Here is a 19,404-nt window from a genome sequence, read left to right as displayed (position 1 = left end):
GCCCCCATGACTTCCTTCCGCCGGCGTGGCGGCGGTGCGCTCAGAGTTCCGTGCGCAGCGCCCAGAGCTCGGGGAACAACACCACGTCCAGCATCTTGCGCAGGTAGCTGACGCCGCCGGTGCCGCCGGTGCCGCGCTTGAAGCCGATGACGCGCTCCACCGTCGTGACGTGGCGGAAGCGCCAGAGCCGGAAGGCGTCCTCGAGGTCGACCAGTTCCTCGCCCATCTGGTACAGGTCCCAGTGCGCCTTGGGGTCGCGGTAGACCTCCAGCCAGGCGGCCTTCACGCCGTCGTCGGCGGCATAGGGCTGGGTCCAATCGCGGTCCAGGCGCGCGGCCGGCACCGCGATGCCGCGGCGCTGCATCAGGCGCAGCACCTCGTCGTACAGCGACGGCGCCTCATAGGCGGCCTGCACCTGGGCCAGCAGGTCGGCGCGATGCGCATGCGGCTTGAGCATCGCAGCGTTCTTGTTGCCGAGCATGAACTCGATGCGCCGGTACTGCGCGCTCTGGAAGCCGCTGCTGTTGGAGAGGTAGGGCCGGATGGCCGAATACTCCGGCGGCGTCATCGTGCCGAGCACGTCCCACGCGTGCACCAGCTGCTCCATGATTCGCGACACCCTCGCGAGCATCTTGAAGGCCTCGGGCAGCTGGTCGGCCGCGACGTGGGCGACGGCGCCCTGCAGCTCGTGCAGCATCAGCTTCATCCACAGCTCCGAGGTCTGGTGCTGGACGATGAAGAGCATCTCGTTGTGGTCGGGCGAGAGCGGATGCTGCGCGCTCAGCACCTTGTCCAGGTGCAGGTAGTCGCCGTAGCTCATGTCCTTGGAGAAGTCGAGCTGCGCGCCTTCCTCGCGCACGATCGCCTCGCCGCCCGGCGCCGGGGTGTCGCCCGCGCCGGTTCCCGTGACGGCGCCGGTGCCGTGTCCCATCGGGCAGCTCATGTCACCGCCGCCTTGGTGTTGAAGCGGGCCTCGCGCCATTCGCCACTGGCCAGCACCTGATGCAGATGCTCGACCGCGTCCCACACGTCGGCGAAGCCGATGTACAGCGGCGTGAAGCCGAAGCGCAGGATGTGCGGCACCTGGTCCAGCCGCGCGGGATCGCCGGCGCGGAAGTCGCCGATCACGCCGCGCTCGATCAGTGCCTGCACGACGGCGTAGCCCGCCTCGTGCAGCGGCGCCTTCAGTGCCAGGCAGACCTGGCTGCCGCGTAGCGCGGCCTCGCGCGGCGAGACGACGTGGACGCCCTGCGCGCCGCAGCGTTCCTCGGCCAGGCGGGCGAAGAGCTCGGTCAGCGCGATCGACTTCTCGCGCAGCGCGCCCATGCCGCCGAAGGGCTCGGCCGCCAGCAGCGTGTCCACGCCGCACTCGAGCGCCGCCGTCGACAGGATCGCCGGCGTGCCGCAGATGTAGCGCTTGATGCCGGCGGCGGGCGCGTAGTTCGAGGTGAACTGGAACGGCGACGCATGGCCCAGCCAACCCGACAGCGGTTGCCAGAAGCGGTCCGCGTGGCGCGGATGCGCCCAGACGAAGGCCGGCGCGCCGGGGCCGCCGTTGAGGTACTTGTAGCCGCAGCCGATGGCGAAGTCGGCGTCGGCGCCGTTCAGGTCGACCGGGATCGCGCCGGCGGAGTGCGCCAGGTCCCAGACGGTCAGCGCGCCGGCGGCGTGCGCCGCGGCGGTGACGGCCTTCATGTCGTGCTTGCGGCCGGTGCGGTAGTTGACCTCGGTGAGCATCAGCACGGCCAGGCGCTCGTCGAGCAGACCGGGGATCTCATCGACGTGATCGACCAGATGCAGCGTCATGCCGTGCTGCTGCGCGAGGCTCTCGGCGATGTAGAGGTCGGTCGGGAAGTTGCTGCGCTCCGACACGATCATCGTGCGGCGACCCGCGGCGTCATCGGCCTGGACGATGCGCAGCGCCGCGCTCAGCACCTTGTAGAGGTTGAGCGAGGTCGAGTCCGCGACGATGGTCTCGCCGGGCGCGGCGCCGATCAGCCGGCCGATCTTGTCGCCGATGCGGCCGGGCAGGTCCATCCAGCCCGCGGTGTTCCAGCTCTTGATCAGGTCGCGGCCCCACTCGTCCGCGATGACCTGCTGCACGCGGGCCGCGGTCGTCTTGGGCATCGCGCCGAGCGAATTGCCGTCGAGGTAGAGCGTGCCCGCGGGCAGCGAGAACTGGTCCTTCAGCGTCGCCAGCGGATCGGCGGCGTCCAGGGCCAGGCAATCTTGTCTTGTCGTCATGGGGGTTCCAGACCAATGCAAGGGGAAGGTGGAAGGGAAGGGGATGGCGGCGGCGCGAGGATCGGCGGCCCGGCTCACAGCGAGCGCAGCACCGCGCGCACCGGCGAGGCGCAGGCGCCGGCCAGCTTCAGCGGCAGCGCGATCAGTTCGTAGTTGCCCTCGGGCACGTCGTCGAGCACCAGGTTCTCGAGCACGCGCAGGTCCAGGCGCAGCAGGCGCTGGTGGCTGTCCAGCGTCTTGCTGGTGGCGGGATCGACCGAGGGCGTGTCCAGGCCGATCAGCTTCACGCCGCGCGCCGCGAGCCACTCGACGGTCTCCGGCGCATAGGCGCTGAACTCGGGATTCCAGACCGTGTCGGCGCGCTCGTTGCAGCGCACCAGCACGCGCGGCGGCAGGTCGTGCGCGGCGTGCTCGAGGTGCTCGACGCGGATCAGCGGGCCGCAGCCGATCGCATGGATCACGCGGCAGGGGCCGAGGTAGGGATCGAGTGCGACTTCCGCGGCGCTCGCGACGCCGTCGGCGTAATGCAGCGGGGCGTCGGCATGCGCGCCGACATGCGGGGACATCGTGATCGCGCTCAGGTTCACCGGGCACTCCGGCGACAGCCGGGCGGTCCACTTCAGCGCGTAGGGCTCGTCGCCGGGAAAGATCGGCGCGTCGGGCGCCACCACCGGCGAGATGTCCCACAGGGACGGGCGTGTTGACTTCATCTGTTGCTCCTGCCGGCCTTGGGCACGACGGCGCGCACCTTAGCGCCGGGTCGGAGGCCGTGGTGTCGGTTAATTCCAACAAGGCGGCATCGTTTCCGCAAGCCGCCCGGCCTCACGACGCCGATGGGCTCAGGGTTATCCAGATCGTTGACACCTCAACTATCAATGCCTAAAGTGCTCCCGTCAAGCAGTCATCGGCCGGCGCGAGCAGGCCTCGGAAACATGCGCATCACCTGCATCGGCGGCGGCCCCGCCGGCTTGTACTTCGCCTTGCTGATGAAGCGGCAGAACCCCGCCCATGAGGTCACGGTGCTGGAGCGCAACCGCGCCGGCGACACCTTCGGCTGGGGCGTGGTGTTCTCCGACCAGACGCTGGCCGCGCTGCGCGAGGCCGATCCCCAGACCGCCGAGCAGATCCTGCAGTCCTTCAACCATTGGGACGACATTGCCGTCCACATCGACGGCCGCACCATGGTCTCGGGCGGGCATGGCTTCTGCGGCATCGGCCGCCGCAAGCTGCTGGACATCCTGCGCGCGCGCTGCGAGCAACTGGGCGTCGCGATCCGCTACGAGACCGAGGTCGTCGACGACGCGGACATCGATGCCGACTTGATCATCGCGGCCGATGGCCTCAACAGCCGCCTGCGCCAGAAGTACGCCGCGACCTACCAGCCCGACATCGACCTGCGGCAGTGCCGCTTCGTCTGGCTCGGCACCACCAAGCTCTTCGACGCCTTCACCTTCGACTTCCAGAAGACCGAATGGGGCTGGTTCCAGGCGCATGCCTACCGTTTCGACGAGACGCACTCGACCTTCATCGTCGAGACGCCCGAGCCGGTGTGGAAGGCCGCCGGCCTGGAGGACATGAGCAAGGAAGACGGCATCGCCTTCTGCGAGCGGCTCTTCGCCAAGGTGCTGGACGGCCATCCGCTGATCTCCAACGCGGCGCACCTGCGCGGATCCGCGCAGTGGATCCGCTTCCCGCGCGTGGTCTGCAAGCGCTGGGTGCATCACAACGGCCGCGCGCCGGTGGTGCTGATGGGCGACGCGGCGCACACGGCGCATTTCTCGATCGGCTCGGGCACCAAGCTCGCGCTGGAGGATGCGATCGCGCTGGCCCGCGACATCGAACGCCACGGTGGCGGCGTGGAGAGCCTGTCCTCGGCGCTCGACGAATACGAAGCCACGCGTTCGATCGAGGTGCTGCGCATCCAGAACGCGGCGCGCAATTCGACCGAGTGGTTCGAGAACGTCGACCGCCACGCGCGCCTGGCGCCGGAGCAGTTCGCGTACTCGCTGCTGACGCGCTCGCAGCGGATCTCGCACGAGAACCTGCGCCTGCGCGATGCGCGTTATGTCGGCGAATACGAGGCCTGGCTGGCGCGCCGCTCGGGCCTGGACCGCGCCGCGCCGCCGATGTTCACGCCGTTCACGCTGCGCGGCACGACGCTGAAGAACCGGGTCGTCGTCTCGCCGATGGCGCAGTACTCCTGCGTCGACGGCCAGCCGGCGGACTACCACCTCGCGCACCTGGGCGCCCGCGCCATGGGCGGCGCGGGCCTGGTCTTCGCGGAGATGACCTGCGTCTCGCCCGACGCCCGCATCACGCCCGGATGCCCGGGCCTGTGGAACGACGCGCAGCGCGATGGCTGGCGGCGCATCGTCGACCATGTGCATGCGAGCTCCACCGCCAAGATCGCGATGCAGCTCGGCCATGCCGGCGCGAAGGGATCGACCCGCGTGGCCTGGGACGGCATCGACCAGCCGCTGGACGAGGGCAACTGGCCGCTGATATCGGCCTCGCCGCAGCAGTACCTGGAGGGCGTGAGCCAGTGGTCGCGCGCGATGACGCGCGAGGACATGGACCGCGTCAAGGCCGACTTCGTCGCCGCAACCCGCCGTACCGCCGAGGCCGGCTTCGACTGGCTGGAGCTGCACTGCGCGCACGGCTACCTGCTGTCGAGCTTCCTGTCGCCGCTGACCAATCAACGGACCGACGACTACGGCGGCACGCTGGAGCACCGGCTGCGTTATCCGCTCGAGGTCTTCACCGCGATGCGCGCAGTCTGGCCGGCGGATCGGCCGATGTCGGTGCGCATCTCCGCGCACGACTGGGTGCCCGGCGGCACCACGCCCGAGGACGCGGTCGCGATCGCGGAGGCCTTCAAGGCCGCGGGCGCCGACCTGATCGATGTCTCGTCCGGCCAGGTCAGCAAGCGCGAGAAGCCGGTCTACGGCCGCATGTGGCAGACGCCGTTCAGCGAGAGCGTGCGCAACCGCGCCGGCATCGCGACGATCGCCGTGGGCGCGATCTCCGAGGCGGACCACGTCAACAGCATCATCGCGGCCGGGCGCGCCGACCTGTGCGCCGTCGCGCGGCCGCACCTGGCCAATCCGGCCTGGACCTTGACCGAGGCCGCGCGCATCGGCTACCTGTCCGGCCCGGGCCTGGACTGGCCGGTGCAGTACCTGTCCGGCAAGAGCCAGATGGAACGCGACTTCGAACGCCAGCGCGCGATGGGCGGCGGCGCCGCGGCGCAGGAGCAGGCCAACCGGGCGCTCGGCGTCTGAGCGGCCGGACGCGGCGCACGCGTGGCGATGGGCATTCGAGCAACGATGGACAGGCAGGCGGCATGAGCAACCCGTATCCCCTCGAAGGACTGCATGCGGTCGTCACCGGCGGCGGCTCCGGCATCGGCGCCGCGATCGCGCAGGCGCTGATCGCCGACGGCGCGCGCGTAACGCTGATGGGGCGCCGGCTGGACCGACTGCAGGCGCAGCGTGACCGGCTGAGCGTCGACGGCGGTCCGTCGGTCGAGCTGCAGGTCTGCGACGTCGCCGACGAGGCCAGCGTGCGCCAGGCCTTCGCCGCAGCCGTGAAGGCCGCCGGGCCGGTCGACCTGCTGGTCAACAACGCCGGCCAGGTCGAGACCGCGCCGTTCGCGAAGACCTCGCTGGAGACCTGGCGGCGACTGCTCGACGTCAACCTCACCGGCAGCTTCCTGTGCAGCCGCGAGGTGCTGCCGGCGATGACCGAGCGCCGCTTCGGCCGCATCGTCAATGTCGCGAGCACCGCCGCGCTGAAGGGCTACGCCTATGTCGCGGCCTACTGCGCGGCCAAGCATGGCGTGCTCGGCCTGACGCGCGCGCTGGCGCTGGAGACGGCGCGCAAGGGCGTGACCGTCAACGCGGTCTGCCCCGGCTACACCGAGACCGACATCGTGGCCGGCGCGATCGACACCATCGTCGCCAAGACCGGCCGCACGCCGGAGCAAGCCCGGGCCGAGCTGGCGGCGGTGAATCCGCAGGGGCGGCTGGTGGACCCGGCGGAGGTCGCCGCCTCGGTCGCCTGGCTGGCGCGGCGCGACAGCGGATCCATCACCGGCCAGGCCATCGCGGTCGCCGGCGGGGAGGTGATGTGATGCGCGACAGCGACGAGGACTTGGGCCCCGAGCTCGTGCCCGACCTGGAGTCGCGCCTGCACGATGGCGACCATCAGGCGCTGCGCCTGTGGCTGCGCCTGCTGGCCTGCACGACGCGCATCGAGGACCAGATCCGCCAGCGCCTGCGCAACGACTTCGGCACGACGCTGCCGCGCTTCGACCTGCTGGCGCAGCTGGAGCGCAGCCCCGACGGTCTGACGATGCGCGAGCTGTCGCAGCGCCTGATGGTCACCGGCGGCAACATCACCGGCATCACCGACCAGCTCGAGGCCGAGGGGCTGGTCGTGCGCGAGCCGCATCCGTCGGACCGGCGCAGCGTGACCGTGCGGCTGACGCCGGCCGGGCGGCGCCAGTTCAAGCGCATGGCGGCGACGCACGAGGGCTGGATCGTCGAGCTGCTGGCCGGCTGGTCGCCCGAGGAGAAGACCCAGGTGTACGCGCTGCTTGCGGGGCTGAAGGGCCACCTCGCGCAGCTGGACGCCGCGCGCCGATGAGCGGCGGATGCAGGCCGTGGCGCCACGCGGTGCGGAGCGATGAACGGACCGATGACCGATGCGGCGCATCGGCGCCAGTGAACGAATCAAGGAGTAGGAATCGATGGATCAACACCTCATCAGCGGCAACCGGCGCAGCCTGAAGGGCTTCGAGCCCCGCCACTTCGCGTGGCGGCAGGAGGGCGAGGTCGGCGTGATCACGCTGAACCGTCCCGAGCGCAAGAACCCGCTGACCTTCGAGTCCTATGCCGAGCTGCGCGACCTGTTCCGCACGCTGGCCTATGTCGACGAGGTGAACGCGATCGTCGTGCAGGGCGCGGGCGGCAACTTCTGCTCCGGCGGCGACGTGCACGAGATCATCGGCCCGCTGACGGCGATGTCGATGCCGGACCTGCTCGCGTTCACGCGCATGACCGGCGACCTGGTCAAGGCGATGCGGGCCTGCCCGCAGCCGGTCGTGGCCGCCATCGATGGCGTGTGCGCCGGCGCCGGCGCGATCATGGCGATGGCCTCGGACCTGCGCGTCGGCACCGCGCGCAGCAAGACGGCCTTCCTGTTCACGCGCGTCGGCCTGGCCGGCTGCGACATGGGCGCCTGCGCGCTGTTGCCGCGCATCGTCGGCCAGGGCCGCGCGTCGGACCTGCTCTACACCGGCCGCAGCCTGGGCGGTGAAGAGGCGCTGCAGTGGGGCTTCTTCAACCGCGTGGCGGAGCCGGACGCGCTGGAAGCCCAAGCGGTGGCCTGGGCCGCGGAGATCGCCGCCGGCCCCAACTTCGCGCATGCGATGACCAAGCGGATGCTGCATCAGGAGTGGACGATGGGCGTCGACGAGGCCATCGAGGCCGAGGCGCAAGCCCAGGCGATCTGCATGATGACGCAGGACTTCCACCGCGCGTACCACGCGTTCGTCGCCAAGCAGCGCCCCGAATTCAAGGGCGATTGAGGACGGCATGAATCACCTGAAGCACCTGGACTGGCCGTTCTTCGAGGACCGGCATCGCGCGCTCGCGAGCGAACTGGACGCGTGGTGCGCGAAGCACCTCGCCCATGGCGCGGTCGATCACGAGGACGTGGACGCGAGCTGCAAGGCACTGGTGAAGGCACTCGGCGCCGGTGGCTGGCTGACGCATGCGGTGGCCGGCGAGGGCGAGGCCATCGACACCCGCGCGATCTGCCTGCTGCGTGAGACGCTGGCGCGCCACGACGGGCTGGCGGACTTCGCCTTCGCGATGCAGGGGCTGGGCTCGGGCGCGATCTCGCTGATGGGCACGCCAGCGCAGCGCGAGGCCTACCTGCCGCGCGTCGCGCGCGGTGAAGCGCTGGCGGCCTTCGCGCTCTCCGAGCCGGAGGCGGGGTCCGATGTCGCCGCGATGCAGTGCGCCGCGCGCGAGGACGGCGACCACTACGTGCTCGACGGCCAGAAGACCTGGATCTCGAACGGCGGCATCGCTGATTTCTACGTGGTGTTCGCGCGCACCGGCGAAGCGCCCGGCTCGCGCGGCATCAGCGCCTTCATCGTCGACGCGGGACTTCCCGGCTTCGAGATCGCCGAGCGCATCGACGTGATCGCGCCGCACCCGCTGGCGACGCTGCGGTTCACGCGCTGCCGCGTGCCGAAGTCCGCGATGGTCGGCGCGCCGGGCGAAGGCTTCAAGGTGGCGATGCGCACGCTGGATGTGTTCCGCACCTCGGTGGCCGCCGCGGCGCTGGGCTTCGCCCGTCGCGCGCTGGAGGAAGGACTCGCGCAGTCCAAGGAGCGCGCGATGTTCGGCGCGACGCTGGCCGACCTGCCGCTGACGCAGGCCAAGCTGGCCGACATGGCCTGCACCGTCGACAGCAGCGCGCTGCTGGTCTACCGCGCGGCCTGGGAGCGCGACCAGGGCCGCACCATCACCCGCGAGGCCGCGATGGCCAAGCTCATGGCCACCGAAGGCGCGCAGCGCGTCATCGACGCGGCGGTGCAGCTGCATGGCGGGCGCGGCGTGCGACGCGGCGAGATCGTCGAGTCGCTGTACCGCGAGATCCGCGCGCTGCGCATCTACGAGGGCGCCAGCGAGGTCCAGCAGCTGATCATCGGACGAGACCTGTTGAAGAACGGATAAGGACTTCCTCATGCACCGCAGCGCTCACCAGGACACCTTCGCCCGTGACAACCTTCCGCCGCTGGACCAGTGGCCGGAGCTGGTCTTCGACCTGCCGGCGCTGCGATTCCCGGAGCGGATGAACTGCGCGCATGAGCTGCTGGATCGCTGGGTCGCGCAGGGGCAGGGCGATCGCGCCTGCGTGATCGGCGGCGACGGGCGCGGCGGCGAGCTGCGCTGGACCTATGCCGAGCTGCAGGCGCAGGCCAACCGCATCGCCAACGTGCTGGTGAACGAGATGGGCGTGGTGCCGGGGAACCGCGTGCTGCTGCGCGGCGCCAACACGCCGCAGATGGCGGCCTGCTGGTTCGCGGTGATGAAGGCCGGCGCGATCGCGGTGGCGACGATGCCGCTGCTGCGCGCGAAGGAACTGGGCCAGGTCATCGAGAAGGCGCGCATCTCGCATGCGTTGTGCGACGCGGCGCTGGCCGCGGAGCTGGAGACGGCGCGCGCCCAGTGCCCGGTGCTGGCGCGGGTCTGTCTGTTCCGCAGCGAAGCGGCCGATGGCCTGGAGGCCTTGGCCGAACGCCAATCCGAGCGCTTCGACAACGTCGACACCGCGTCCGACGACTGCGCGCTGATCGCGTTCACCTCCGGCACGACCGGCCAGCCCAAGGGCACGATGCACTTCCATCGCGACGTGATCGCGATCTGCCGCTGCTGGCCGGTGCACTGCCTGCGCGCGAACGCCGACGACGTGTTCATCGGCAGTCCGCCGTTGGCCTTCACCTTCGGCCTGGGCGGGCTGGTGCTGTTCCCGCTCAGCGTCGGCGCGTCGACGGTGCTGCTGGAGAAGGCCTCGCCTGACGTGCTGCTGCCCGCGATCGCGAAGCAACGCGCGACGGTGTGCTTCACCGCGCCGACCTCCTACCGCGCGATGGCGGCGCAGGCGGCGTCCCACGACCTGGCGTCGCTGCGCAAGTGCGTCAGCGCGGGCGAGGCGCTGCCTGCGGCGACGCGGCAGCTGTGGAAGGACGCCACCGGCATCGAGCTGATCGACGGCATCGGCGCGACCGAGCTGCTGCACATCTTCATCTCGCACACCGAGGAGACCGCGCGGCCCGGCGCGACCGGACGGCCGGTGCCGGGCTACCGCGCCCGCGTCGTCGACGACGCGGGGCGCGACGTGCCGGCGGGTACCGTCGGCAAGCTCGCGGTGCAGGGACCGACCGGCTGCCGCTACCTTGCCGACGACCGGCAGGGCCAGTACGTGCGGCACGGCTGGAACCTGACCGGCGACGCCTACCTCATCGACGCCGACGGCTACTTCGTCTACCAGGCGCGCACCGACGACATGATCATCTCCGGCGGCTACAACATCGCCGGGCCGGAGGTGGAGTCGGCGCTGCTGGCCCATCCGGCGGTCGCCGAATGCGCGGTGGTCGGCGTGCCGGACGAGGAGCGCGGCCAGCTGGTGAAGGCCTTTGTCGTGCTCAAGCCCGGCGCGGCGGGCGCCGACGACGAGGCCGCGCTGGTCAAGGCGATGCAGGACTTCGTCAAGGCCACGATCGCCCCGTACAAGTACCCCCGTGCGATAGAGTTCCGCGCCAGCCTGCCCCGGACCGAGACCGGCAAGCTGCAGCGCTTCCGGCTGCGCGAAGCATGACGCCGCGCGCAGCGATCCCCACCGCGCCCAGCCGTACCGGCGTGACCATCCGACCCGCCCCTCACGGGGCCTTTCTGGAGCGTCCGATGAACGCGAACGAAACGAAGCCGTCGCCGCAGTACGAGCCCACCGTTGTCCAGCGCGCGCTCGCCGCGCTCGCCGCCATGGGGGCGGTGCTCGCGCTGGCGGCGCCTGCGCAGGCCGCCGACAAGCTCAAGGTCGGCATGCTGAGCACGCTGTCCGGGCCCGGCGCCGGCCTGGGCGTCGACATCCGCGATGGCTTCGCGCTCGCGGTCCAGCAGGGTGGCGGCAAGCTGGGCGGCCTGCCGGTCGAGGTCCTGACCGCCGATGACCAGCAGAACCCCGAGGTCGCCAAGCAATCGGCCGAACGGCTGCTCAAGCGCGACAAGGTCGACGTGATGACCGGCATCGTGTTCTCCAACGTGATGCTGGCCGTCGGCCCCAGCGTCTTCGCGGTGCAGGTGCCCTATGTCAGCGCCAACGCCGGGCCCTCGCAGTACGCCGGCGAGCAGTGCAACCGCTACTTCTTCAACGTCGCCTGGCAGAACGACAACCTGCACGAGGCCGTCGGCAAGACGGTGATGGACAAGGGCTTCAAGAAGGTCGTGGTGCTGGCGCCCAACTATCCCGCCGGCAAGGACGCGGTGGCCGGCTTCAAGCGCTACTACAAGGGCGCGGTGGCCGACGAGATCTACACCAAGCTGGGCCAGCTGGACTACGCCGCGGAACTCGCGCAGGCGCGCGCCGCCAAGCCCGATGCGATGTACATCTTCCTGCCCGGCGGCATGGGCATCAACTTCATCAAGCAGTTCGTCGGCGCGGGGCTGTCCAAGGACATCACGCTCTTCGGGCCGGGCTTCTCCGCCGACGAGGACGTCATCAAGGCGGTCGGCGAGCCGATGCTGGGCATGTTCAACAGCTCGCACTGGGCGCACGACCTGGACAACCCGGCCAACAAGCGCTTCGTGGCCGACTTCGTCAAGGCCTACGGCCGGCTGCCCTCGCTGTATGCGAGCCAGGGCTACGACGCGGCGCAGCTGATCGGCGCGGCGGTGCGCGACGTGAAGGGCAAGGTCGAGGACCGGCCCGCGCTGCTCAAGGCGCTGAAGGCGGCGAAGTTCGACTCGGTGCGCGGCCCGTTCCGCTTCAACCACAACCAGTACCCGGTGCAGGACTACTACCTGCGCGTGATCACCAAGGACCCGCAGGGCCGCGTGACCAACCGGACGCTGGGCAAGATCTTCGAGCAGCACGCCGACGCCTACGCGCCGCTGTGCAAGATGAAGTGAAGGCGGCGGGCGCGCATCGATGGACCTCATCCTCGTCGCCGAGCAGGCCCTCAACGGCCTGCAGTTCGGGCTGATGCTGTTCCTGCTGGCGGCCGGCCTGACGTTGGTCTTCGGCATCATGGACCTGATCAACCTGGCGCATGGCTCGCTGTACATGGTCGGCGCCTACCTGGCCGCGGCGGCGATGGCGGCAGGCGCGTCCTTCGGCATCGCCGTGCTGGCGGCGATCGCGGGCACCGCGCTCCTGGGCATGGCGCTGGAGGTGACGCTGCTGCGCCGGCTCTACCAGCGCGACCACCTGAGCCAGGTGCTGGCGACCTTCGCGCTGATCCTGATGCTCAACGAAGGCGTGCGCATGATCTGGGGCGAGCAGCCGCTGATGCTGAACACGCCGGCCGCGCTGTCCGGTCCCGTCGAGCTGCTGCCCGGGCTGATGTATCCCGCCTACCGGCTGCTCATCATCGGCGTGGGGCTGGTCGTGGCGGTGGGGCTGTACCTGTTGGTCACGCGCACGCGCTGGGGCATGTGGGTACGGGCCGGCGCCTCCAACCGCGCGATGACCACTGCGATGGGCGTGCCCGCGGACCGGCTGTTCACCGCGGTCTTCGGCGTCGGCGCGGCGCTGTGCGCGCTGGCGGGCTCGCTGCTGGGCCCCTTGCTGGCGGTGCAGGTGGGCATGGGCGAGAGCATCCTGATCCTGGCCTTCGTCGTGATCGTGATCGGCGGCATCGGCTCGATCCGCGGCGCGCTGGTCGGCGCGCTGCTGGTGGGGCTGGTGGACACCGGCTCGCGCACGCTGCTGCCCGCGGTGCTGCGGCAGGTGGCGTCGCCGGAGGTGGCGTCCAACCTCGGGCCGGCGCTGGCGTCGATCCTGATCTACCTGCTGATGGCGGCGGTGCTGTTCTGGAAACCGCGCGGCCTGTTCCCCGCGAGAGGCTGAGCCCATGACAGAGCCGATCACCGAGCCGATCATTGGGCCGATCAACGAGCCCGTGACGACCCGCCACACGCTGCTGCACCATCGCGCCCTGGGCCCGTGGGCCTGGGCGCTGCTGGCGGCGCTGGCGGCCTTGCCGCCGCTGCTGCAGGCGCTGGGCCTGGAGTTCTACACGGTGGTCGCGACGCGGGTGCTGATCTTCGCGATCGCCGCGGCGAGCCTGAACCTGATCCTGGGCTTCGGCGGGCTGGTGAGCTTCGGCCACGCGGCCTTCGTCGGCCTGGGCGCCTACACCGTCGGCGTGCTCGCGGACGCGGGCATCGGCTCGGCCTGGATCGCATGGCCGGCCGCGATGGTCGTGTCGGGCGTCGCGGCGGCGGTGATCGGCGCCATCAGCCTGCGCACGCGCGGCGTGTACTTCATCATGATCACGCTGGCCTTCGCGCAGATGTTCCATTACCTGGCGGTTTCGCTGAAGGCCTACGGCGGTGACGACGGCCTGCCGCTGGCGGCGCGCTCGACCCTGTCCGGCCTGCCGCTCAGCCTCGCCGACGATGCCTCGTTCTACTGGGTCGCGCTGGCCATCTTCGCGCTGGTGTTCGCGGGCCTGCGCCGGCTGGTCAATTCGCCGCTGGGCTGGCTGCTGCAGGCGGCGCGGGAGAACGAGACCCGCGTCGCCGCGACCGGCGGCCGGGTCTTCGCGGTGCAGTGGACCGCCTTTGTCGTCGCCGGTGCGATCGCGGGCCTGGCCGGCGCGCTGCTGGCCAACCTGAACGGCCTGGTGTCGCCGCACCTGATGCACTGGTCGCAGTCGGGCCAGCTGATGGTGATGGTGATCCTGGGCGGCGCCGGCGCGCTGTGGGGCGGCCCGCTGGGCGCGGCCGCCTTCCTGCTGCTCGAGGAGCTGCTGTCGGGCGTCACGATCCACTGGCAGTTCGCGCTCGGCGCGATCCTGCTGGTGGTCGTGCTCTTCGCGCCGCGCGGGCTCACCGGGCTGGTCGGGCGCAGGAGCGGCCGGTCCAAGGAGGCCGCGCATGCCTGAGGCTCTGCACGACCTGTCGAGGGCGGCGCCGTCGCGCTTGCCCGAGCTCGCGCTGCTGCAGGTGCATCGGCTGGTGAAGCGCTTCGGCGCGCTGACCGCGACCGACGAGGCCAGCCTCGAGGTGCGCGCCGGCGAGACCCATGCGCTGATCGGCCCGAACGGGGCCGGCAAGACGACGCTGATCCACCAGATCTCCGGCGCGCTGGCGCCCGATGGCGGCGGCCTGTTCTTCGACGGCGAGGACGTCACCGCGCTGTCGATGCCGCAGCGCGTGCGCGGCGGCCTGGTGCGCTCGTTCCAGATCACCAGCATCTACCGGCGCTTCACCGTGCTGGACAACGTGGTGCTGGCGGTGCTCGCGCGGCGGCCGGCGGCGCCCTCGTGGTGGCGACCGGCGCGCGCGGACGAGGCCGCTTATGCCGATGCCGAGGCGATGCTGGCGCTGGTGGGTCTGACGGCGATGGCCGACCGCGTCGCGGGCACGCTGGCGCATGGCGAGCAGCGCCAGCTGGAACTCGCGCTGGCGCTGGCGGCGCGGCCGCGGCTGCTGCTGCTGGACGAGCCGATGGCGGGCATGGGGCCGGACGAGTCGGCGCGCATGGTCGAGCTGCTGTCGGCGCTGAAGGCGCAGCGGCTGACGCTGCTGCTGGTCGAGCACGACATGGACGCGGTCTTCCGGCTCGCCGACCGCGTGTCGGTGCTGGTGAGCGGGCGCGTCATCGCCACGGGCACGCCGGACGAGATCCGCAACGACGCGGCGGTCCGGCAGGCCTACCTCGGCGACGAGGCGGATGACGCGGACCGGGCGGACGCGATGGATGCGGCGGACGCGGCCGGCCCGTCGGCCCGGAGCCATCCGGCGAAGGAGGGCGCATGAGCGACGCGCTGCTCGAGATCGAGGGCCTGCGCGCCGGCTACGGCGGCAGCCAGGTGCTGTTCGGCGTCGACCTGCGCATCGCGCCGGGCGAGGTCGCGACGCTGCTGGGCCGCAACGGCATGGGCAAGAGCACGACGCTGCGTTGCCTGTCCGGCTGGCTGGCGCCGAGCGGCGGGCGCATCCGCTTCGCCGGCGAGGACGTGACCGGCTGGCGCGCCGACCGCATCGCGCGGCTGGGCCTGGCCATCGTGCCCGAGGGGCGCCAGGTCTTCCCCAACCTCAGCGTGCTGGAGCACCTGCGGGCCTTCGAGGCCAACCGCTGCCGCGCGGCCGAGCCGTGGAGCGTCGAGCGGGTCTTTGCGCTGTTCCCGCGGCTGCGGGAGCGCGCGGCCAACCTCGGCCAGCAGCTGTCCGGCGGCGAGCAGCAGATGCTCGCCATCGGCCGCGCGCTGGTCACCAATCCGCGGCTGCTGGTGCTGGACGAGGCCACCGAGGGCCTGGCGCCGCTGATCCGCGAGGACATCTGGCGCTGCCTGGACACGCTGCGCCAGGCGGGCCAGACCATCCTGGTGGTCGACAAGTACGTGAAGCGGCTGATCCGCCTCGCCGACCGGCACAGCATCGTGGAGCGTGGCCAGGTCGTCTGGCGGGGCGACTCCGCGGCGCTGGCGGCCGATCACGGCGTGTGGCACCGCCATCTGGGCGTCTGAGGAGGACGATGTGACGAACGCCGCCTTCGAGCGTGAGGTGCTGATCCGCTTCGGTCATTGCGACCCGGCCGGCATCGTTTTCTTCCCGCGCTACTACGAGCTGCTGAACGCCTTCGTCGAAGACTGGTTCAACGAGGGCCTGGGCGTGTCGTACGCCGAGTTGCTGGGCCCGCGTCGCATTGGCCTGCCCACGGTGCAGCTGCAGACCAACTTCGAGCGCATCAGCCGCCAGGGCGACCGGCTCACGCAGCGGCTGTGGATCGAGCGGGTGGGGCGCAGCTCGCTGTCGCTGAGGGTGCGCTTCGACGGCGCCGACGGCGCGCGCGTGAGCTTCGGCCAGGTGCTGGTGTGCACCTCGCTGGAGACGCATCAGTCCCAGCCCTTTCCCGAGGACGTCCGCGCCGCGCTGGTGCGGGCGGTCCAGGCGCAGCAATCCCATCAATCGTCCGAGCAGTAGAGGAGTCACGACGATGAGCCACGAGAACGAGAAGAACACCCCCGCCGCAAAGCGCCTGCTGCAGCCGGCGGCCTGGGCCGCGCCGCGCGGTTATGCCAATGGCGTCGCCGCGGTCGGCACGCAGGTCTTCGTCGCCGGCCAGATCGGCTGGAACGGGCAGTGCCAGTTCGAGAGCGACGATTTCGTCGACCAGGTGCGGCAGGCCTTGATCAACATCAAGGCGGTGCTGGCCGAGGCCGGGGCCGAGCCCAGGCACATTGCGCGGATGACCTGGTACCTGGTCGACAAGCGGGAGTACGTCGCGCGCGGCCGCGAGGTCGGGCAGGCCTACCGCGAGGTGCTGGGCAGCGAGTACGGCATCGCGATGACCGCCGTGCAGGTGGCGGGGCTGATCGAGGATCGTGCGAAGGTTGAAATCGAGGTGACGGCGGTGGTGCCGGCGCGGGACTAGGATCGGTCCCAGCCTGCGCCGCGTCCCGGGAGACGCAGTCACATCAACAGGAACGGAAGAGACATCATGAGCCAAGCATCCAAGGCCGCGAAGGCCGCATTCCACTGGGACGATCCGCTGCTGCTGGAGCAGCAGCTGAGCGACGACGAGCGCGCCGTGCGCGACGCGGCGCGGGCCTACTGCCAGGACCGGCTGGCGCCGCGGGTGCTGGAGGCCTTCCGGCATGAGAAGACCGACGCGGCGATCTTCCGCGAGATGGGCGAGCTCGGCCTGCTGGGCCCGACCATCCCCGAGGAATACGGCGGCGCCGGACTGAACTATGTCTGCTACGGCCTGATCGCGCGCGAGGTCGAGCGCGTGGACAGCGGCTACCGCTCGATGATGAGCGTGCAGAGCTCGCTGGTGATGGTGCCGATCCACGAGTTCGGCAACGAGGCGACCAAGCGCAAGTACCTGCCCAAGCTGGCCAGCGGCGAGTGGATCGGCTGCTTCGGGCTGACCGAGCCGAACCACGGCTCGGACCCGGGGTCGATGATCACGCGGGCGCGCAAGGTCGAGGGCGGCTACTCGCTCAGCGGCAGCAAGATGTGGATCACCAACAGCCCGATCGCGGACGTGTTCGTCGTCTGGGCCAAGGACGATGGCGGCCAGATCCGCGGTTTCGTGCTGGAGAAGGGCTGGAAGGGCCTGAGCGCGCCGGCGATCCACGGCAAGGTGGGGCTGCGCGCGTCCATCACCGGCGAGATCGTGATGGACGAGGTGTTCTGCCCCGAGGAGAACGCCTTCCCCGAGGTGCGCGGCCTGAAGGGCCCGTTCACCTGCCTGAACAGCGCCCGCTATGGCATCGCCTGGGGCGCGCTGGGCGCGGCCGAGGCCTGCTGGCACACCGCGCGGCAGTACACGATGGATCGCAAGCAATTCGGCAAGCCGCTGGCCGCCAACCAGCTGGTGCAGAAGAAGCTGGCCGACATGCAGACCGAGATCACGCTGGGCCTGCAGGGCTGCCTGCGGCTGGGGCGCATGAAAGACGAGGGCACGGCGGCGGTGGAGATCACCTCGATCATGAAGCGCAACAGCTGTGGCAAGTCGCTGGAGATCGCGCGCACCGCGCGGGACATGCTGGGCGGCAACGGCATCAGCGACGAGTTCGGCATCGCGCGCCACCTGGTCAATCTCGAGGTGGTCAACACCTACGAGGGCACGCATGACATCCACGCGTTGATCCTGGGACGGGCGCAGACGGGGATCGCGGCGTTCTGAACGACCTGCCCCGCCGGAGCCTTCTTCCAGCGGGGCTCGTCACTGATACGGGTCATTGATCGAGATCTCCGGCAGTGCAATGCTGCCGACCATTCGTTCCTGTTCGCCGGCTCATGCGCCGCATCGCAGGTCCGTCGCCGTTCGATCATTGCCAATTAGCCCCATGGCCTCACGGCTGTAGGGTCGCTTCCCATGAAGTCCTCGGCTGCCCGCAAGTACATCACCGTGCACACGATCCGGCGCGCGAACAAGCGTCTCATGACGCGTGAGCGTGACCACGAGCCGTCGCCTGCGGTGCGCGCCGTACTTCCCAGCCGTGAGGACATCGTCAGGGCCGCGAACAATGCACTTGAGCGATGGTTGGCGAAAGCCAAGGTCATCGTCTGATGCTGCACCAGACATTCCAGTCCTTCGTTCAGAACCCCAGGGACCTTGCAGGCCTGATTGCGTACGCGCTCTACAAGGCGGACAAGGTGGAATTCATGAAGGCGCATCCGCAGGTGGATGTGCACGGCTTTGTGCTGAGCATGAATCTGCCATCGCAGATCGACACGTACCGCACGCGCGCGGAAATGATGCTCGAGGATATGGCCGAGGAGTCGCTGTCGGACGCGCTGGCGGACGCTGAGGCCGATCATCTGAGGCGGCTGAGGCGGATCGAACGCACGCTCGGCTTCTGGTCCGGCGTGTGGTCCAACGTCATTGCCAACCTGATCGCCGCGGGCATTTCCGTCTTCCTTGTCGTGCTGGTGTTCGGAAGCAAGATCAACTTCTGGTCTGGCTTGCTGAAGTACCTTGCTCAATGACGATGTCCTGAACGCGACAGCCGCGGTGGCGCTCCGGGAGGACGATCCGCCGCGGACCCGGCCCGAGGAAGGGCCGGGCGCGACCAGGAGACGCGTTCATGGACGACATCACCGCCCGGATCCCATCGCTCAAGGGCCAGGTCAGCGACGCCGAATGGCAGCTGCGCGTGGACCTGGCCGCCTGCTACCGGCTGGTGGCGCGCTACGGCTGGAGCGACCTGATCTTCACGCACATCAGCGCGCGGCTGCCCGGCGATGCGCATGAGTTCCTGATCAACCCCTACGGCCTGATGTTCGACGAGATCACGGCCTCCAGCCTGATCAAGGTCGACGCGCTCGGCAACAAGCTGCAGGAGACGCCGTTCCCGGTGAATCAGGCCGGCTTCATCATCCATTCGGCCATCCATGCGGCGCGGCCGGACGTGGGTTGCGTGCTGCACACGCACACGCGGGCCGGCGTGGCGGTGTCGGCGCAGAAGGACGGCGTGCTGCCGATCTCGCAGCAGTCGACCTTCGTGCTGGCCTCGCTGGCGTACCACGACTACGAGGGCGTCGCGATCCGTCCGGACGAGCAGCCGCGCTTGCAGCGCGACCTCGGCGACAAGATCTTCTACTGCCTGCGCAACCACGGCCTGCTGACCGTGGGCAGGACCATCGGTGACGCCTTCCTGTCGATGTACACCTTCGAGAGCGCTTGCCAGATCCAGATCGCCGCGCAGGCCGGCGGCGCGGCGCTCACGCCGGTCGACGACGCGGTCATCCGCGGCACCGCCGAGTCGATGCGGGTGCAGACCGGCGGCCTGGGCGGTGCCTTCGTCTGGCCGACGCTGCTGCGGCAGGCGCATCGGCAGTGCCCCGGGTTCGACGCCTGAAGCGAGACGCCCTGCTACCAGCGGGGCGGCTGGGCGTCGTGGCC

At 70.2% G+C, this 19,404-nt stretch carries 20 protein-coding genes; 17 read left to right on the top strand and 3 right to left on the bottom strand.

Going from position 1 to position 19,404, the window contains the following annotated elements; genetic code table 11:
• Nucleotides 1–40: 40 nt before the first annotated feature.
• The 3 genes from kynA to kynB all read right to left on the bottom strand — a co-directional run bounded on the left by kynA (nucleotide 41) and on the right by kynB (nucleotide 2,954).
• Nucleotides 41–931, bottom strand: a complete 891-nt coding sequence (gene kynA / locus FHT37_RS10485) for a tryptophan 2,3-dioxygenase (RefSeq protein WP_091733800.1) — start codon at nucleotides 929–931, stop codon at nucleotides 41–43.
• 8 nt (nucleotides 932–939) lie between these two features.
• Entirely contained in the window at nucleotides 940–2,244 is a 1,305-nt protein-coding gene (gene kynU / locus FHT37_RS10480) for a kynureninase (RefSeq protein WP_183480661.1), read from the bottom strand.
• A gap of 74 nt (nucleotides 2,245–2,318) precedes the next feature.
• Complete coding sequence (kynB, locus tag FHT37_RS10475) at nucleotides 2,319–2,954, bottom strand: arylformamidase (RefSeq protein ID WP_183480659.1); 636 nt, start codon at nucleotides 2,952–2,954, stop codon at nucleotides 2,319–2,321.
• A 222-nt stretch (nucleotides 2,955–3,176) separates the two neighbouring features.
• Between kynB and FHT37_RS10470 the strand changes: the two genes are divergently transcribed.
• The 17 genes from FHT37_RS10470 (at nucleotide 3,177) to FHT37_RS10390 (ending at nucleotide 19,360) form a co-directional block, all read left to right on the top strand.
• On the top strand, nucleotides 3,177–5,525 hold the full coding sequence (locus FHT37_RS10470) for a bifunctional salicylyl-CoA 5-hydroxylase/oxidoreductase (protein WP_183480657.1): 2,349 nt from the start codon (nucleotides 3,177–3,179) through the stop codon (nucleotides 5,523–5,525).
• Between the two features lie 62 nt (nucleotides 5,526–5,587).
• Entirely contained in the window at nucleotides 5,588–6,376 is a 789-nt protein-coding gene (locus tag FHT37_RS10465; RefSeq protein WP_183480655.1) for an SDR family NAD(P)-dependent oxidoreductase, read from the top strand.
• On the top strand, nucleotides 6,376–6,891 hold the full coding sequence (locus FHT37_RS10460; protein ID WP_183480653.1) for a MarR family winged helix-turn-helix transcriptional regulator: 516 nt from the start codon (nucleotides 6,376–6,378) through the stop codon (nucleotides 6,889–6,891). Before FHT37_RS10465 ends, FHT37_RS10460 begins: the two co-directional genes overlap by 1 nt.
• A 103-nt stretch (nucleotides 6,892–6,994) precedes the next feature.
• On the top strand, nucleotides 6,995–7,834 hold the full coding sequence (locus FHT37_RS10455; RefSeq protein ID WP_091733802.1) for an enoyl-CoA hydratase family protein: 840 nt from the start codon (nucleotides 6,995–6,997) through the stop codon (nucleotides 7,832–7,834).
• Between the two features lie 7 nt (nucleotides 7,835–7,841).
• A complete protein-coding gene (locus FHT37_RS10450; protein ID WP_183480651.1) occupies nucleotides 7,842–8,993 on the top strand; it encodes an acyl-CoA dehydrogenase family protein in 1,152 nt (383 codons plus the stop codon).
• A gap of 10 nt (nucleotides 8,994–9,003) precedes the next feature.
• Nucleotides 9,004–10,638 (top strand): benzoate-CoA ligase family protein, encoded by a 1,635-nt coding sequence (locus FHT37_RS10445; protein ID WP_183480649.1) that lies wholly within the window; start codon nucleotides 9,004–9,006, stop codon nucleotides 10,636–10,638.
• A gap of 164 nt (nucleotides 10,639–10,802) precedes the next feature.
• A complete protein-coding gene (locus tag FHT37_RS10440; protein WP_255489611.1) occupies nucleotides 10,803–11,948 on the top strand; it encodes an ABC transporter substrate-binding protein in 1,146 nt (381 codons plus the stop codon).
• Between the two features lie 19 nt (nucleotides 11,949–11,967).
• Nucleotides 11,968–12,888, top strand: a complete 921-nt coding sequence (locus tag FHT37_RS10435; protein ID WP_183480645.1) for a branched-chain amino acid ABC transporter permease — start codon at nucleotides 11,968–11,970, stop codon at nucleotides 12,886–12,888.
• A 73-nt stretch (nucleotides 12,889–12,961) separates the two neighbouring features.
• On the top strand, nucleotides 12,962–13,927 hold the full coding sequence (locus FHT37_RS10430; RefSeq protein ID WP_409072707.1) for a branched-chain amino acid ABC transporter permease: 966 nt from the start codon (nucleotides 12,962–12,964) through the stop codon (nucleotides 13,925–13,927).
• Entirely contained in the window at nucleotides 13,920–14,804 is an 885-nt protein-coding gene (locus tag FHT37_RS10425; protein WP_183480641.1) for an ABC transporter ATP-binding protein, read from the top strand. Before FHT37_RS10430 ends, FHT37_RS10425 begins: the two co-directional genes overlap by 8 nt.
• A complete protein-coding gene (locus tag FHT37_RS10420; RefSeq protein ID WP_409072697.1) occupies nucleotides 14,801–15,514 on the top strand; it encodes an ABC transporter ATP-binding protein in 714 nt (237 codons plus the stop codon). The genes FHT37_RS10425 and FHT37_RS10420 overlap by 4 nt, the downstream gene beginning before the upstream one ends.
• Before the next feature lie 10 nt (nucleotides 15,515–15,524).
• Nucleotides 15,525–15,971 carry a thioesterase family protein gene (locus FHT37_RS10415; protein WP_091732553.1) on the top strand — a complete coding sequence of 149 codons (447 nt, stop codon included), beginning with the start codon at nucleotides 15,525–15,527 and terminating at the stop codon, nucleotides 15,969–15,971.
• Between the two features lie 13 nt (nucleotides 15,972–15,984).
• Nucleotides 15,985–16,422, top strand: coding sequence for a RidA family protein (locus FHT37_RS10410; protein ID WP_147240687.1), 438 nt, complete (start codon nucleotides 15,985–15,987; stop codon nucleotides 16,420–16,422).
• A 66-nt stretch (nucleotides 16,423–16,488) separates the two neighbouring features.
• Nucleotides 16,489–17,682, top strand: a complete 1,194-nt coding sequence (locus tag FHT37_RS10405; protein WP_091732560.1) for an acyl-CoA dehydrogenase — start codon at nucleotides 16,489–16,491, stop codon at nucleotides 17,680–17,682.
• 192 nt (nucleotides 17,683–17,874) lie between these two features.
• A complete protein-coding gene (locus tag FHT37_RS10400) occupies nucleotides 17,875–18,069 on the top strand; it encodes a hypothetical protein (protein WP_141225431.1) in 195 nt (64 codons plus the stop codon).
• The gene (locus FHT37_RS10395; protein WP_183480639.1) at nucleotides 18,069–18,488 is read left to right on the top strand and encodes a hypothetical protein; all 420 of its coding nucleotides are present in this window, start codon (nucleotides 18,069–18,071) and stop codon (nucleotides 18,486–18,488) included. Before FHT37_RS10400 ends, FHT37_RS10395 begins: the two co-directional genes overlap by 1 nt.
• A 98-nt stretch (nucleotides 18,489–18,586) precedes the next feature.
• A complete protein-coding gene (locus FHT37_RS10390; RefSeq protein ID WP_183480637.1) occupies nucleotides 18,587–19,360 on the top strand; it encodes a class II aldolase/adducin family protein in 774 nt (257 codons plus the stop codon).
• Nucleotides 19,361–19,404 lie beyond the last annotated feature (44 nt).

The organism is Mitsuaria sp. BK037 (assembly GCF_014193045.1).
GTDB lineage: Bacteria > Pseudomonadota > Gammaproteobacteria > Burkholderiales > Burkholderiaceae_C > Roseateles.
The sequence above is the reverse complement of the archived record's forward strand: the minus strand, read 5'-3'. Positions and strand labels throughout refer to the sequence as shown.

Coding starts and splice junctions, on each gene's coding strand:
- kynA (WP_091733800.1), bottom strand. CDS start 931: ATGGGACACGGCACCGGCGCCGTCACGGGAACCGGCGCGGGCGACACC.
- kynU (WP_183480661.1), bottom strand. CDS start 2,244: ATGACGACAAGACAAGATTGCCTGGCCCTGGACGCCGCCGATCCGCTG.
- kynB (WP_183480659.1), bottom strand. CDS start 2,954: ATGAAGTCAACACGCCCGTCCCTGTGGGACATCTCGCCGGTGGTGGCG.
- FHT37_RS10470 (WP_183480657.1), top strand. CDS start 3,177: ATGCGCATCACCTGCATCGGCGGCGGCCCCGCCGGCTTGTACTTCGCC.
- FHT37_RS10465 (WP_183480655.1), top strand. CDS start 5,588: ATGAGCAACCCGTATCCCCTCGAAGGACTGCATGCGGTCGTCACCGGC.
- FHT37_RS10460 (WP_183480653.1), top strand. CDS start 6,376: ATGCGCGACAGCGACGAGGACTTGGGCCCCGAGCTCGTGCCCGACCTG.
- FHT37_RS10455 (WP_091733802.1), top strand. CDS start 6,995: ATGGATCAACACCTCATCAGCGGCAACCGGCGCAGCCTGAAGGGCTTC.
- FHT37_RS10450 (WP_183480651.1), top strand. CDS start 7,842: ATGAATCACCTGAAGCACCTGGACTGGCCGTTCTTCGAGGACCGGCAT.
- FHT37_RS10445 (WP_183480649.1), top strand. CDS start 9,004: ATGCACCGCAGCGCTCACCAGGACACCTTCGCCCGTGACAACCTTCCG.
- FHT37_RS10440 (WP_255489611.1), top strand. CDS start 10,803: ATGGGGGCGGTGCTCGCGCTGGCGGCGCCTGCGCAGGCCGCCGACAAG.
- FHT37_RS10435 (WP_183480645.1), top strand. CDS start 11,968: ATGGACCTCATCCTCGTCGCCGAGCAGGCCCTCAACGGCCTGCAGTTC.
- FHT37_RS10425 (WP_183480641.1), top strand. CDS start 13,920: ATGCCTGAGGCTCTGCACGACCTGTCGAGGGCGGCGCCGTCGCGCTTG.
- FHT37_RS10420 (WP_409072697.1), top strand. CDS start 14,801: ATGAGCGACGCGCTGCTCGAGATCGAGGGCCTGCGCGCCGGCTACGGC.
- FHT37_RS10410 (WP_147240687.1), top strand. CDS start 15,985: ATGAGCCACGAGAACGAGAAGAACACCCCCGCCGCAAAGCGCCTGCTG.
- FHT37_RS10405 (WP_091732560.1), top strand. CDS start 16,489: ATGAGCCAAGCATCCAAGGCCGCGAAGGCCGCATTCCACTGGGACGAT.
- FHT37_RS10400 (WP_141225431.1), top strand. CDS start 17,875: ATGAAGTCCTCGGCTGCCCGCAAGTACATCACCGTGCACACGATCCGG.
- FHT37_RS10395 (WP_183480639.1), top strand. CDS start 18,069: ATGCTGCACCAGACATTCCAGTCCTTCGTTCAGAACCCCAGGGACCTT.
- FHT37_RS10390 (WP_183480637.1), top strand. CDS start 18,587: ATGGACGACATCACCGCCCGGATCCCATCGCTCAAGGGCCAGGTCAGC.